Annotated in this window: 13 protein-coding genes and 1 tRNA gene; 10 read left to right on the top strand and 4 right to left on the bottom strand. The window is 30.9% G+C overall.

Going from position 1 to position 13,768, the window contains the following annotated elements:
* Positions 1 to 59: 59 nt before the first annotated feature.
* The 4 genes from rnr (at position 60) to ACZ098_RS07640 (ending at position 4,449) form a co-directional block, all read left to right on the top strand.
* On the top strand, positions 60 to 2,240 hold the full coding sequence (gene rnr / locus ACZ098_RS07625) for a ribonuclease R (protein WP_487311147.1): 2,181 nt from the start codon (positions 60 to 62) through the stop codon (positions 2,238 to 2,240).
* Between the two features lie 97 nt (positions 2,241 to 2,337).
* Complete coding sequence (locus ACZ098_RS07630; protein ID WP_487311148.1) at positions 2,338 to 3,003, top strand: head GIN domain-containing protein; 666 nt, start codon at positions 2,338 to 2,340, stop codon at positions 3,001 to 3,003.
* Positions 3,004 to 3,095: 92 nt separating this feature from the next.
* On the top strand, positions 3,096 to 3,779 hold the full coding sequence (locus ACZ098_RS07635; protein WP_487311149.1) for a LysE family translocator: 684 nt from the start codon (positions 3,096 to 3,098) through the stop codon (positions 3,777 to 3,779).
* Positions 3,780 to 3,789: 10 nt separating this feature from the next.
* The gene (locus tag ACZ098_RS07640) at positions 3,790 to 4,449 is read left to right on the top strand and encodes a hypothetical protein (protein ID WP_487311150.1); all 660 of its coding nucleotides are present in this window, start codon (positions 3,790 to 3,792) and stop codon (positions 4,447 to 4,449) included.
* Between the two features lie 392 nt (positions 4,450 to 4,841).
* Here the strand turns inward: ACZ098_RS07640 and ACZ098_RS07645 are convergent.
* Both ACZ098_RS07645 and folB read right to left on the bottom strand, forming a co-directional pair.
* Positions 4,842 to 4,912, bottom strand: a tRNA-Cys gene (locus ACZ098_RS07645).
* Between the two features lie 106 nt (positions 4,913 to 5,018).
* Positions 5,019 to 5,378, bottom strand: a complete 360-nt coding sequence (gene folB, locus ACZ098_RS07650) for a dihydroneopterin aldolase (RefSeq protein WP_487311151.1) — start codon at positions 5,376 to 5,378, stop codon at positions 5,019 to 5,021.
* Between the two features lie 126 nt (positions 5,379 to 5,504).
* Between folB and ACZ098_RS07655 the strand changes: the two genes are divergently transcribed.
* The 4 genes from ACZ098_RS07655 to ACZ098_RS07670 all read left to right on the top strand — a co-directional run bounded on the left by ACZ098_RS07655 (position 5,505) and on the right by ACZ098_RS07670 (position 8,817).
* Complete coding sequence (locus tag ACZ098_RS07655) at positions 5,505 to 7,601, top strand: glutamine--tRNA ligase/YqeY domain fusion protein (protein ID WP_487311152.1); 2,097 nt, start codon at positions 5,505 to 5,507, stop codon at positions 7,599 to 7,601.
* Between the two features lie 278 nt (positions 7,602 to 7,879).
* Positions 7,880 to 8,209 (top strand): YtxH domain-containing protein, encoded by a 330-nt coding sequence (locus tag ACZ098_RS07660; protein WP_487311153.1) that lies wholly within the window; start codon positions 7,880 to 7,882, stop codon positions 8,207 to 8,209.
* A complete protein-coding gene (locus tag ACZ098_RS07665; protein WP_487311154.1) occupies positions 8,209 to 8,559 on the top strand; it encodes a competence protein in 351 nt (116 codons plus the stop codon). The genes ACZ098_RS07660 and ACZ098_RS07665 overlap by 1 nt, the downstream gene beginning before the upstream one ends.
* 3 nt (positions 8,560 to 8,562) lie before the next feature.
* Complete coding sequence (locus ACZ098_RS07670) at positions 8,563 to 8,817, top strand: DUF6327 family protein (RefSeq protein ID WP_487311155.1); 255 nt, start codon at positions 8,563 to 8,565, stop codon at positions 8,815 to 8,817.
* Positions 8,818 to 8,846: 29 nt separating this feature from the next.
* Here the strand turns inward: ACZ098_RS07670 and ACZ098_RS07675 are convergent, their stop codons facing one another.
* A complete protein-coding gene (locus ACZ098_RS07675; protein ID WP_487311156.1) occupies positions 8,847 to 9,833 on the bottom strand; it encodes an SPFH domain-containing protein in 987 nt (328 codons plus the stop codon).
* A 73-nt stretch (positions 9,834 to 9,906) separates the two neighbouring features.
* Here ACZ098_RS07675 and ACZ098_RS07680 point away from each other — a divergent pair, with 73 nt between their 5' ends.
* Positions 9,907 to 10,566, top strand: coding sequence for a porin family protein (locus ACZ098_RS07680; protein WP_487311157.1), 660 nt, complete (start codon positions 9,907 to 9,909; stop codon positions 10,564 to 10,566).
* 22 nt (positions 10,567 to 10,588) lie between these two features.
* Positions 10,589 to 12,031 carry a hypothetical protein gene (locus tag ACZ098_RS07685; RefSeq protein ID WP_487311158.1) on the top strand — a complete coding sequence of 481 codons (1,443 nt, stop codon included), beginning with the start codon at positions 10,589 to 10,591 and terminating at the stop codon, positions 12,029 to 12,031.
* 33 nt (positions 12,032 to 12,064) lie between these two features.
* Here ACZ098_RS07685 and gltX read toward each other — a convergent pair whose 3' ends face one another.
* On the bottom strand, positions 12,065 to 13,582 hold the full coding sequence (gene gltX / locus ACZ098_RS07690; protein ID WP_487311159.1) for a glutamate--tRNA ligase: 1,518 nt from the start codon (positions 13,580 to 13,582) through the stop codon (positions 12,065 to 12,067).
* Between the last annotated feature and the right edge of the window lie 186 nt (positions 13,583 to 13,768).

Below are 13,768 nucleotides of genomic sequence, written 5' to 3' on the forward strand. Positions count from 1 at the left end.
TCTATTTTCTATTTTCTATTTTCTTATTTGTAATTTTAAACCTTATTAAGAAAAAGATTATGAGTAAATTCCCAAAAAAGTTTGGAAAAAAAGAGAAAACGTTCTCTGAAAAGATTTTAAAAATACTATCACAAAACGCAAATAAACCATTCAATTACAAACAAATATGTGCTGTTTTGGAATTGACCGATACAAAAAGTAGAAACGAAATTATCAAAGATTTAAAAATTCTTGCTTCACAAAAAGTTATTATTGAAAGCGAACCAGGAAAATATTTAGTGAAAGCCGTTTCACAAGATTACTACGAAGGAACGATTGACATGACTTCGAGAAAAACAGCCTATTTTATTTGCGATGAATTTGAAGACGATGTTTTTATTCCGACCAATAACTTGAATCACGCTTTAGATAAAGATAAAGTTAAGGTTTATGTTTACAATCGTCGTCGTGGTAAAAAGCCTGAAGGTGAAGTAATTGAAGTAATTGAAAGAAGTAAAACTGAATTCGTTGGAGTTATTGACATTCAAAAGAATTTTGCTTTCGTAACTACTGCCAATGCTAAAATGTACACCGATATTTTTATTCCAAAAGATAAATATAACGGAGCGGAACAAGGCGATGTTGTTGTTGTAAAAATTGAAGATTGGCCAAAGAAAGCCGATTCACCTTTTGGTTCGGTAATCAATGTTTTAGGAAAACCTGGAGAACACGATACCGAAATTCATGCGATCTTAGCAGAATATGGTTTACCATATGATTTCCCAGTTGAAGTTGAAGTTTTTGCACAAAAATTAGATACCGCAATTCATCCTGAAGAAATTGCAAAACGTCGTGACATGCGCGATACATTGACGTATACAATTGATCCAAAAGATGCCAAAGATTTTGATGATGCTTTATCATTCAAAAAATTAGACAACGGAAATTATGAAATCGGAATTCACATTGCCGATGTATCTCATTATTTGCAAGAAGGAACTATTCTAGATGAAGAGGCTTCCAACCGAGGAACTTCAGTTTATTTAGTGGATAGAGTTGTACCTATGTTACCTGAAGTTTTGTCGAATTTTGCTTGTTCATTGCGTCCGAATGAAGAAAAATATACGTTTTCGGCTATTTTCGAAATCGATCATAAAGCAACCGTTATCAATCAATGGTTTGGAAGAACTGTAATTAATTCTGACCAAAGATTTTCTTATGAAGAAGCACAAGTAATAATTGAAACAAAAGCTGCTACAATTCCCGCCGAAATTTCGTTAACTGGAAAAGAATACAATGCATCCGATGAAATTACTGAAGCGACTTTAAAATTAGACGAACTAGCAAAAATTCTCCGTAGAAAAAGAATGAGTGAAGGCGCAATATCCTTTGATAAAGTAGAGGTAAAATTCAATTTGACAGAAGATGGCGAACCCGAAGGCGTTTATTTCAAAGTGTCTAAAGATGCCAATCATTTGATCGAAGAATTCATGCTTCTTGCTAATAGAAAAGTTGCTGAATATATCGGAAAACAAAAGAAAACTTTCGTTTATAGAATTCACGATGAACCTAATGAAGACAAGCTTTTTGCAATGCAAGCGTTGATTTCTAAATTTGGTTATAAGATAGATTTACGCGATAAAAAAGACATTTCTAAATCGTTAAACCAATTAATGTCAGACGTTAACGGAAAGAAAGAGCAAAATTTGATCGATACATTGGCAATTCGAACAATGAGTAAAGCCAAATATTCAACAGAAAATATTGGTCACTACGGATTAGCATTTGATTATTACAGCCATTTTACATCGCCTATTAGACGTTATCCCGACGTTATGGTACATCGTTTACTTCAATATTATTTGGATGGCGGAAAATCGGTTTCTGCAGAAGTGTATGAAGAAAAATGCGAACATTCAAGTAATATGGAAAGTTTGGCTACAAATGCAGAACGTGATTCGATTAAATACATGCAGATTAAATACATGCAAGATCACAAAGACGAAGAGTTTTTGGGCGTAATTTCTGGTGTTACCGAATGGGGAATTTACGTTGAAATTGTATCAAATAAATGCGAAGGAATGTGTAGAATTCGTGAAATAAAAGACGATTATTACACGTTTGATGAAAAACAATATGCACTTGTAGGCGAAATTTCTAAGAGTTTATTACAATTAGGCGACGAAGTTTACGTTAAAGTAAAGAACGCCGATTTGGTTAAAAAGCAGTTAGATTTTACGTTTATTAGAAAAAATGAGTAATTATGAAATCGCTATTAATAACAAGTTTGCGCAAGCATACACCAATAAATAAAAAAGCGATAACATATATGACCAATAACAAATAAATTTTACATATATGAAAAAGTTAGTTTATAGTTTATTATTTATCAGTTCGATAGCATTTGCTCAAACTGAAAAAGAAGTTGGAGATTTTAATAAAGTGACCTCATTTGATAAAATTGATGTTACATTAATAGCGTCAGACGAGAATAAAGTAGTTCTTACAGGAAGTAATTCAGAGAAAGTTGAATTAGTAAATAAAAATGGAGAGCTTAAGATAAGAATGCCAATAAACAGATTATTGGATGGTGATAATATATCGGCAACCGTTTATTATAAAAAAATCGATGCGGTAGAAGCCAATGAAGGTTCAAGAATTTCTAGTAATGATGTTTTTAAAACTCCAAGTTTTGATATCATTGCCAAAGAAGGAGCAGAGGTAAAAGTTGCTGTAGAGGTAAGTTCTATTACAGTTAAAACATCTTCTGGAGCCAATGTTACCATTTCTGGAAAAGCCAATTCGCAAACTGCTGTTAGTAATACAGGTGGAAATTTAGATGCCTCAACATTAAAAACAGCTACAACTAATGTGACAGTAAATGCTGGTGGAAATGCCGAAGTTAACGCATCAGATGTTGTAGATGCTAAAGTTCGTGCAGGAGGAAAAATTATTGTTTTTGGAAAACCAAAGCAGCTAAATGAGAAAACTTTTGCTGGAGGAAAAATAGAGCAAGCCAATTAAATTTTTATATAGATTATAAAAAATGGATTATATTTGTTTAAATACAAATGTGATCCATTTTTTTTATGGATTAAAATGAAACTACAAATTAAATGATTCAAGATATTTTGATGGCAATTCCGTTGGGAATTTTGCTATGTTTTATGATTGGTCCTGTTTTTTTTATTTTATTAGAGACTGCTGCAACTAAAGGATTTAGAGCAGCATTGGTTTTTGATTTTGGAGTTGTTACAGCCGATTTTATTTTTATCGCAATAGCTTATTTTAGTAGTTATCGATTGATAAATAGTATCAAAGACGAACCAGCATTATATATTTTTGGAGGATTAATAATGGTAACTTACGGAGTAATATCTTTTATAAAATTAAAAAGAGCCGCCAAGTTGCAAGAAGAAGTTATAGAACTTGAAATCATTAAGAAAAACTATAGAAGTCTATATTTTAAAGGATTTTTATTAAACTTTATAAACGTTGGCGTACTTGGATTTTGGTTGTTGATATTCATTACTTTCGGACCACAATTAGAACTAAAAACTTCACGATTAGCAGTTTTTTTTGCCTCTGTAATTCTTACGTATTTAATGGTAGATTTAATTAAAATTGTACTTGCTAAGAAGTTAAAAAACAAAATGACAGCTACTAATATTTTAAAGATTAAGAAGTTAACAAGCATTTTGTTGATAATTTTTGGAATTTCAATAATGATGCAAGGTTGGTTTCCAAGCGATCAAAAATTGGTTAAAGAAGCTTTAGAGAAGATAGAACCGAAGCGGTAAACTCATTTATATGAAGAATATAAATATTTTAATTTTTCTACTTTTCACACTTTCATTTTATGGACAAAATGATACGATATTCGCTGAACAGGAATTAAAGATTAGTCAAGTTACTGTAAAAAGAAATAATATTATTTACAGAGGTATAAGAAATGAAATTTTTATAAAAGTTCCTAATCCTGAAACATTAACAGCTTCATCAACAGGTTTAACTATCGAAAGTAGCAGATTTTTTATTTCACCAGGAAAAGGGAACGAACAAACTTTATTTTTAAGTTTCAAGAATAATGAAGGGAAAATTGTTTTTGAAAAACATATTTTTAAAATAAAGCAATTAAAACATACTTTGGGAATTATAAATGGAAATAATTGTACTAATTGTATAGTTTTATTAAAAAGAGAAGACTTAAAAAACGCAAAAATTTCAATCATAATTCCAGATTTTAAAGAATTTGATTGTGGAAGTTTTAGAATATCTTATTATTCAAAAAAAGACAAAAAAACAATTGTTTTATATAATGATTTGAATATTTTATCAAATGAAAATTATACTAAATTATTGGAAATGAAGGAAGGAGAAAGATTTACTGTTTTTGATATAACTAATAAATTTAAATGTGATAGTTGTAGCGAATTTGTAGAGGTAATACAAGTAGAAATAATTGATTAAGAAAATTTTTTAACTGAGATCATTTTAACAAGAGACATAACTCGGATTCGAACATATCTTTAATCAATTTTTTTCTAAAAATTCATAACAATAAACTCTTTTCGAATGATTGTATTTTGTGAATCATCGACCGGATTCTAACATAACTTTAATCAATTTTTTCTAAAAATTTAAAACAAAAAACTCTTTTCGAATGATTGTATTTTATAAATCATCGTCCGGATTTGAACATAACTTTAATCTATTTTTTCTAAAAATTTAAAATAAAAAAAAAGAGACACATTTCTGTATCTCTTTCTTGAGGCATCGTCCGGATTCGAACATATCTTTAATTAATTTTTTCTAAAAATTTAAAATAAAAAAAAGAGACACATTTCTGTATCTCTTTCTTGAGGCATCGTCCGGATTCGAACCGGAGTAGGAGCTTTTGCAGAGCCCAGCCTAGCCGCTCGGCCACGACGCCAATTTATTTATTGGACTGCAAATATATAAAACTATTAATAATTAGCAATTGTTAATTAACAATTTTTAAAAATTCGTAATTCGTAATTTTTAATTCGTAATTATTTCTAATTCCTGTATTCTTCCATTTCAATGGTAACCGCTTCAACATCACCACCAATAGGAGGATTTAGTTTAGAAACATTAACAATTATTCTTGAAACAGAAGCAATTTCTTTAAAGATTCTGGTAATGATTCTGTGACCAACATGTTCTAATAAATTCGATCTAATTGCCATTTCTTCTATAACAATAGCATTCAAAAGTACATAATCAACCGTATCTTTAAGATCATCTGTTTCAGCAGATTTTCTCAAATCGGTTTTAATTTCCAAATCTACTCGGTAATCTGATCCTATTTTTCCTTCTTCAACAAGGCAACCGTGGTAAGAAAAAGTTCTGATATTTTGTAATTTGATGGTTCCCATTTATTTAGTATTCAGTGTTCAGTAATTAGTATTCAGTTAGAAAAATTTAAAAAATAATGCATCTATTCTCTATTCTCTATATTCTATCATCTAAATTTTTATCTTTGCTAAAATTACAAAATAATTATGTCAACCGAGGAGAAATCACTTCATTTTATAGAACAAATTATAGAAGACAGTTTATCAAGCGGTTTCGCTCAGGATAAGTTGCGTTTTCGTTTTCCGCCTGAGCCAAATGGGTATTTACACATTGGTCATGCCAAATCTATTTGTCTAAATTTTGGTTTAGGATTAAAATACAATGCGCCTGTAAATTTGCGTTTTGACGATACTAATCCGGCCAAAGAAGAGCAAGAATATGTTGATGCTATCAAAGAAGATTTACTTTGGTTGGGCTTCAATTGGGCAGAAGAACGTTATGCTTCCGATTATTTTCAGCAGTTGTACGATTGGGCAGTTGCGATGATTAAAAACGGAAAAGCTTATGTTGACAGTCAATCGTCTGAAGACATGGCAATTCAAAAAGGAACGCCTACACAACCTGGAGTTGATGGACCATATAGAAATCGTTCGGTTGAAGAAAATTTGCAATTATTTGAAGCAATGAAAAACGGAGATTTTCCCGAAGGAAGTCACGTTTTAAGAGCCAAAATTGATATGGCTTCTAAGAATATGTTGATGCGTGATCCTTTGATGTATAGAGTTTTACATCGTCATCATCACCGAACTGGAAACGATTGGAAAATCTATCCGATGTATGATTATGCACACGGCGAAAGTGATTATATCGAACAAATTTCACATTCAATCTGTACGTTAGAATTTGTAATGCACCGCGAATTATACAACTGGTTTTTAGATCAAATATATGATGCTACCAAAGTGCGTCCAAATCAATACGAATTTGCTCGTTTGAATTTGAATTATACTGTAATGAGTAAACGAAAACTATTGCAACTTGTTGAAGAAAAGGTTGTTAATGGTTGGGATGATCCAAGAATGCCTACTATTTCGGGTTTACGTCGTCGTGGTTATACAGCAAAATCTATTCGAAATTTCTGTGAAACTATTGGTGTTGCCAAACGTGAAAATGTAATTGATGTGTCGCTTTTGGAGTTTTGTTTACGCGAAGATTTGAACAAAACTGCTCTGAGAGTTATGGCAGTTTTAGATCCAGTGAAGTTGGTCATTACCAATTATCCAGAAGGAAAAGAAGAGTGGTTGGATGCTGAAAATAACCAAGAAGATGAAAGCGCAGGTTTCAGAAAAGTACCATTTTCAAGAGAATTATACATTGAAAGAGAAGACTTTTTGGAAGTTGCTCCAGCTAAATTTTTTAGATTAAGTATCGGAAACGAAGTACGTCTTAAAAATGGTTATATCATTAAAGGCGAAAGTGTTACTAAAGATGCAAACGGAAACATTACCGAGATTCAAGTAACGTATGATGAAGATTCGCGTTCGGGAAGTGGAAGTGAAGCCAGTCAAAGAAAAGTGGCCGGAACATTACATTGGGTTTCTATTTCGCATGCTATTGAAGCTGAAGTTCGTTTGTATGATAGATTGTTTATTGATGAAGCACCAGATGCTCACAAAGAGAAAAACTTCTTGGAATTCATGAATAAATCGTCATTACAAATCGTCAAAGGATTTGTAGAACCAAGTTTAGCTGATGTAAAAGCAAATGATAAATTTCAGTTCCAACGAGTGGGTTATTTTAATGTAGATAAAGATTCAACTGCTTCTAAATTAGTGTTTAACAAAACTGTTGGACTAAAAGATGCTTGGGAAGAAAAAGGTAAAAAAGAGGAAAATTTATTGATGAATACCTTAAAGGAACTCAATAAATATGTGAAAGAAAAAGATGAAAACGCTGCCGAAATTATCTTAAAACCAATTATTGAAAACATAAAAAGTATTGATAATTATAGTTTGATTATTAACACAATTCTGAAAAACATCAAGAACGATAATAATGCGTTGTTGTTTGCTAATTTAGTATTGAAACATTCAGATAAAGTTTCGTCAAAAGATATCGAAATCGAACAACTAACAAAATTATATTCGATGTCGTTGAAAAGTCAATTGTTCTCCGCTAGAATTTCAGCGATTGAAAATTTGAAAAATGACGAAGTGAATTTAAAAGATTTTCAATCACAATTATCAGAATTAAAAAATTCAGAGAAGAATGAAAAAGTTTTAGAATTGTTGAAAACTGTTTAATTTTAAACTATAGAATTTATAAATGAAAAACTCACTTTACAGTGGGTTTTTCTTATTATTAGTAATATCTATTATTAATTAATTATCATAGAAATTTCTAATCAAAAACGACCTTCATAAATCAGTTTTCATCGATTTTTTTAAACTTTTGATGTCATTTATCGTCTTTAAATAAATCTTTTAATTGTCGCCTTTAAAATAAGTTTTACCCATTTAACGGCATCTTAACAAGTAACTTTTAATTTTTTTGTAACTTTATAAAAACAAAATCAAAATTTATGTCAAACAACAGCGGAAATGGCGCATTAGCACTTTTAGTTGGTGCAGCAATTGGAGTAGGTCTTGGAATTCTATTTGCTCCAGAAAAAGGTTCGAAAACTAGAGAAAAGATAAAAGACAATTTTGACGATTTAAAAGATCAAGCCAGAGATAAATGGAGTTCGATAGAAGTAGACACAAAAGAAAAATTTTCTAAAACCAAATCAGATTTTAAAGATACGGTAGAAGAGTTTATTTCAAGTTCCTCTGTTAAAGCCGAAGAAGCAATTACATTTTTGGAACAAAAATTAGCAGAGCTTAAAAAACAAAACGCTAAACTTCAGAAATAATGGCTTTCGAAGAACTACAAGAAAAATCAGAAGCAATTCAAGAAAGCGCCAAAGCATATATCGACAGCACAGTTTCGTACTATAAACTTTGGGGTTTTAAAGTTGCCATGAAATCAACCACATTGATTTTAAAATTTGCATTGATTGCTTTTTGCTTACTGATTGTTTTATTGTTCGTTTCGGTTTCTGGCGCATTGGCTCTAGGCAATCTATTTGGCAGTTACTCATTAGGATTTTTAACAATCGCAATTGTATACCTTGTAATTGCTGGATTATTGTTTTTGATTAAAGACAAAATAGTAGAAGGACCAATCTTAGAGAAATTTTCAGAAATATTTTTTAATGATTAATTTATGCAGAAGAAAAAATATTCATCCTACGCTGAAATTGAAAATGATTTAGAAATTCTAAAACTAGAAAAAGAAATTAATTACAAGAAGTTACTTCTAAATGTTGATAAAACTAAAGAGAGTATTTTTCCATCACAGTCGGTTTCTAAATTCTATGGTTTATACAAAAATGTATTTTCTGGAGTGTACGGAACGGTTTTAAAGCTTGCAATTCCATACCTTATTAAATGGTTAATAAACAGAAAAAGAGGCAATTAAGCCTCTTTTTTATTTGAAATAAATTCTATTTAAACTTCTTCAGTTGGATTTGAAGTATCACTCGGATTGTAATCTGTTGAAGTAGTATCATTTTTAGATTTTACTCTTTTAGGTTGATTTTTCATCGTTTCACCAATTTGGTTACTTGCCGAAAAACTTGCCACCATATTATTCAACATATCGCTTCCAGCTTGTGGAGAATTTGGTAACAAAATCAAATTCGAATTGGTATCTGCACCAATTGCCTGTAAAGTATCGTAATGTTGCGTCACAACAATCAATGCCGACGCTTCTTGTGAATTTATTCCAACCGAATTCAATACTTCAACACTTTCTACCAATCCACGAGCAATTTCTCTACGTTGGTCGGCAATACCTTGACCTTGTAATTTTTTACTTTCAGCTTCGGCTTTTGCTTTAGCTACAATTCTGATTCTTTGTGCTTCACTTTCGAATTCTGCAGCCGTTTTTTCTCTATCGGCAGCATTAATTCTATTCATTGCATTTTTCACCTGAATATCTGGATCGATATCAGTTACTAATGTGTTGATAATATCATATCCATAAGTCGTCATTGCTTCGTTCAATTCACGTTTTACCGCAATTGCAATATCATCTTTTCTAACAAATACATCATCCAAAATTAACTTTGGTACTTCTGCACGTACTACGTCAAATACATAAGCTGTAATTTGATCGTGCGGATATTCTAATTTATAAAATGCCTCATATACCTTATCTTGAATCACTTTGAACTGAACTGAAACTTTCATTTTGATAAACACATTATCTTTAGTTTTGGTCTCAATCAATACGTCAAGTTGTTGAATTCTGAGGTTTACTCGTCCAGCAACTCGGTCAATAATAGGAATTTTAAGCTGTAATCCCGAATTTCTAATACTTGTAAATTTACCAAATCGTTCAATTACAACAGCTGTTTGTTGTTTAACAGTAAAAAACGAAGCAAATAAAATAAATAATCCGAAGACTATTAAAACAATAATAAATGGGTTCATATGGAATAATTAAGTTGTTAATACGATAATTATACGAGAATAACTTATGTTTGTTACAAATTATAATTTTATAATGAAGAAATCTTTTTTTTGTTTACTCGCTTTATTTCTTTCTAATACAATTTTGGCTCAATATGGTCAAAAAGACGGAAATCGAATCGGTATTACTGCCGGAATTTCGCAATCAAATTTATTTACAGATAATTTTAATGCCAAACCCGGAATAGGATATAATGGTGGACTTTCAGTGAGAGGAAATTACTATAACAATTGGAGTATGATTTTCGGAATGCAGTTTTTTCAAAACACCTTTTCGTTAGAAACTACTTCGTTAACGTCTCCTTTCAGGGAAACCGAATTCAGTTTGAATGGAGTACAAGTGCGATTATTACTGAGTTATAACGTGGTTAAAGATCATGTATCGCTTGATTTTGGTCCTGTTTTACAAGTAAACGGAAAATTAATAGTTAAAGATACAGACGAAACGAATATTATAAACGGAACGTTGCTTCAAGCGCAACAAATTCTAGATATAACCAAAATTAACGGAAATTTATACCTAGGATTATCAGCTGGAAACCGACGTTTAAGAGCGGTACTTTTTTATCAATATGGCGTAAATAATATCTTGAATAATTTAAACAAAGATGATGGTTTACGCTTGTTAAATGGCAATAACGATTTGAAAGGAAATTTTGGAACGGTTAGTGGTCAGATACTATTTAATTTATAATTTAATCTTTAAAAATAAACCAATGAGAAAACTTTTATTAATTATTTCCCTATCATTTTTTCTAGTTTCTGAAGCACAGACAACCATTTTAAAAGAAGATTATGTAAGAGGTAACAAACCTGTTAATTATACATATTTAAGAAAAAGCAAAAAGATAGTTATAGAGAAAGGTAAAAGGATTGGCGGTTTAATTGCGGGCTCTAAAACTACAGGAATTTTTATGTATGATTTAGACGGAAAAAAATCAACGATTATTGAAAATGCAAATTTATATTCAACTCAATTTTCTAATACTGAGAAAACGTTAAGAGTTCATGATATTACTGGAAGTATTTTTAAACCATTGGAAATTTATTTTGTAAACAATAAATTTTCAAAATCATACAGTATGATAGAATCAGACGCGTATGCCAAACAATTTCCATATTACAACAACTTCAATGATAAATATACGTTTAAACTAATAAATCAGAAAAATTCGCAAAAAATAGATTATCAAAATGATGTTTTAAGAATCCAGAAAGTTGATAATATTACTAGAAAGAGAAAAATCAGTAAATTTATCAAGCCAAATGTTGATAGATTAATAGGTCCGGGTTATGTTCAACCTAGTAAAAAATTAGGATTAAATTTACTTTTTATAGAGGACAATATAGATTTTATAACTAAATCAATAACATCGGATTACTCAACAACTACACTTTATAAAACATCATACTCGCCTATAACTGATAGTATTGTCGGAGATATTTCGTTTGAAGTAAAACTTACCGACGGTAAAACATTGGTTTATTCTAATAATGGTGGCGGATTTACAGATACTTATCCAAATAATGATCTTCCTTTTTTCAATGATGATTTATCTATAAATAGCTTTATAATTGATAAAGAAACTGGCGATATATTTATCTATGGATTATATGGCGACAAAGTATTTAAGCTAAACGATGAGGCAAATCCAAAAGGATACTATGTTTTTAAATTTGATAAAAATGGCAAGAAAATATGGGAATCGGTAAATGCAATTGATGATAAAAAATTTAATAAAGACCATTACATGTATTTTACCGATACAAGTTTGTCTGTCATAAATAATAAATTATGTTTTTATGCATTTATAAACGAGCATGCAGAGTTTGTACACTACGGAATTATTGATAAGGAAACTGGAAAGGAAGAAAAGTCAAACAAAGTCGTTTTTCATGAAATAAAATCATCGTTTAAAACTGGAAGTGAGTTTTTTAAATTAGATTTTAATATTGAAAATGTCAAAGAATTAAATGATAAAAGGTTTGACATTGAAGGTATAATTGCCTACGATTTGCATCCAAAATTTGCTGAATATGTAAAAAGTGCAGTGTCAAAAAATAATCTACATTTCTCGACTGTGTTTACAGATATTGGTTTAATTGTTGTTGAAACAGATAATAAAACTTATTACAAGGCAACTCACTTTAAAGAATAAGAAAAGTCCCGATTCAATCGGGACTTTCCTTTTTTATAAACTAGCAATTGCTTTTTCCAATCGCTTGATGGTTTCTTCTTTTCCAATTACTTCGACAATATCAAAAAGATGCGGACCTTTCAAAGCACCAACCAAACTCAATCGGAACGGTTGCATTACTTTTCCCATTCCAATTTCGTTTTTCGTCATCCAGTCTTTTACAGTAGTTTCAATATTTACCGAAGTAAAATCTCCAATATTTTCTAAAACAGAAATCAGTTGCTGCATTAATCCTGGTGTTTCTTCTTTCCAATTTTTAGCAGCTTTTTCATCGTAAGATGTTGGTGCTACAAAAAAGAAATCACTCATTTCCCAAAATTCCGAAACGAAATTAGCACGCTCTTTTATTAAGGAGACAATTTTTACCAGCTTTGTCATTCCGAACGAATCAGAGATTCCTTTTTCAGCGACAATAGGAGCAAAGGCTTTCGCCAAATCGTCGTCCGATTGTTTTTGCAAATACTGATGATTGAACCATTTGTTTTTCTCAGGATCAAATTTTGCTCCAGCTTTATGAACTCTATTCAAATCGAATTTTTCTGCCAATTCTTCCAGCGAAAATAATTCTTGATCGGTTCCATCATTCCAACCCAATAAAGCTAAAAAGTTAACAACTGCTTCTGGAAAAAAACCTTTTTCTCTATATCCATCCGATTTTATCATGCTGGAAGCATCTGTCCATTCCAAAGGAAATACAGGAAATCCCATTTTATCTCCATCACGTTTGGATAATTTTCCGTTTCCGATAGGTTTCAAAATCAATGGTAAATGGGCAAATTCTGGTGCTTCCCAACCAAAACTTCTGTACAATAATACGTGCAACGGCATCGATGGCAGCCATTCTTCACCGCGAATAACATGCGAAGTTTCCATTAAATGATCATCAACAATATTCGCTAAATGATAAGTTGGCATTCCGTCACTTTTAAACAAAACTTTGTCGTCTAGTAAATTGGTTTCAAATTTTATATCGCCACGAATAATATCTTGCAAATGCAATGTTTCATCAATCGGAGTTTTAAATCGGATAACGTAGTGTTCTCCTGCAGCAAGTCTTTTATCAGTTTCTTTTTTAGAAATTACTAATGAAGTATCCAATTTTTCACGGTTGCTCCAGTTGTAAATAAAAGTTTTTCCTTCAGTTTCATATTCTTTTCGTAAACTATCCAAAGCTTCAGAAGTATCAAATGCATAATAAGCATTTCCTGAATCAATCAATTGGTCAGCATATTGTTTGTACAAATCTTTTCGTTCTGATTGTCTGTAAGGTCCAAATTTTTCATTCGTTCCAATGGTTTCACTTGGCGCTATTCCCAACCATTCCAATGCTTCCATGATATATTCTTCGGCACCAGGAACAAATCGGTTTTGGTCGGTATCTTCAATTCTCAAATAGAAAACACCACCATTTTTCTTGGCAAATAAATAATTAAATAGGGCAGTTCTAACACCACCAATATGCAAAGGTCCAGTTGGACTTGGTGCAAAACGCACACGAACTTGTTTAGACATTTTTTTTGTATAAAATTAATTCAATATGCAAAGATACAATTTCAAAAATCAATGGCAATTTCAATTTCAAAAATCAATTTCAAAAATCAATTTCAAAAATCAATGGCAATTTCAATTTCAAAATCAATTTCAAAAACCGATTTCAAAAATCAATGGCAATTTCAATTTCAAAAATCAATTTCAAAA

This window comes from Flavobacterium sp. SP2 (assembly GCF_057626655.1).

Coding starts and splice junctions, on each gene's coding strand:
- folB (WP_487311151.1), bottom strand. CDS start 5,378: ATGGGAACCATCAAATTACAAAATATCAGAACTTTTTCTTACCACGGT.
- ACZ098_RS07670 (WP_487311155.1), top strand. CDS start 8,563: ATGCAGAAGAAAAAATATTCATCCTACGCTGAAATTGAAAATGATTTA.
- ACZ098_RS07635 (WP_487311149.1), top strand. CDS start 3,096: ATGATTCAAGATATTTTGATGGCAATTCCGTTGGGAATTTTGCTATGT.
- ACZ098_RS07680 (WP_487311157.1), top strand. CDS start 9,907: ATGAAGAAATCTTTTTTTTGTTTACTCGCTTTATTTCTTTCTAATACA.
- ACZ098_RS07655 (WP_487311152.1), top strand. CDS start 5,505: ATGTCAACCGAGGAGAAATCACTTCATTTTATAGAACAAATTATAGAA.
- ACZ098_RS07630 (WP_487311148.1), top strand. CDS start 2,338: ATGAAAAAGTTAGTTTATAGTTTATTATTTATCAGTTCGATAGCATTT.
- ACZ098_RS07640 (WP_487311150.1), top strand. CDS start 3,790: ATGAAGAATATAAATATTTTAATTTTTCTACTTTTCACACTTTCATTT.
- ACZ098_RS07660 (WP_487311153.1), top strand. CDS start 7,880: ATGTCAAACAACAGCGGAAATGGCGCATTAGCACTTTTAGTTGGTGCA.
- ACZ098_RS07685 (WP_487311158.1), top strand. CDS start 10,589: ATGAGAAAACTTTTATTAATTATTTCCCTATCATTTTTTCTAGTTTCT.
- rnr (WP_487311147.1), top strand. CDS start 60: ATGAGTAAATTCCCAAAAAAGTTTGGAAAAAAAGAGAAAACGTTCTCT.
- gltX (WP_487311159.1), bottom strand. CDS start 13,582: ATGTCTAAACAAGTTCGTGTGCGTTTTGCACCAAGTCCAACTGGACCT.
- ACZ098_RS07665 (WP_487311154.1), top strand. CDS start 8,209: ATGGCTTTCGAAGAACTACAAGAAAAATCAGAAGCAATTCAAGAAAGC.
- ACZ098_RS07675 (WP_487311156.1), bottom strand. CDS start 9,833: ATGAACCCATTTATTATTGTTTTAATAGTCTTCGGATTATTTATTTTA.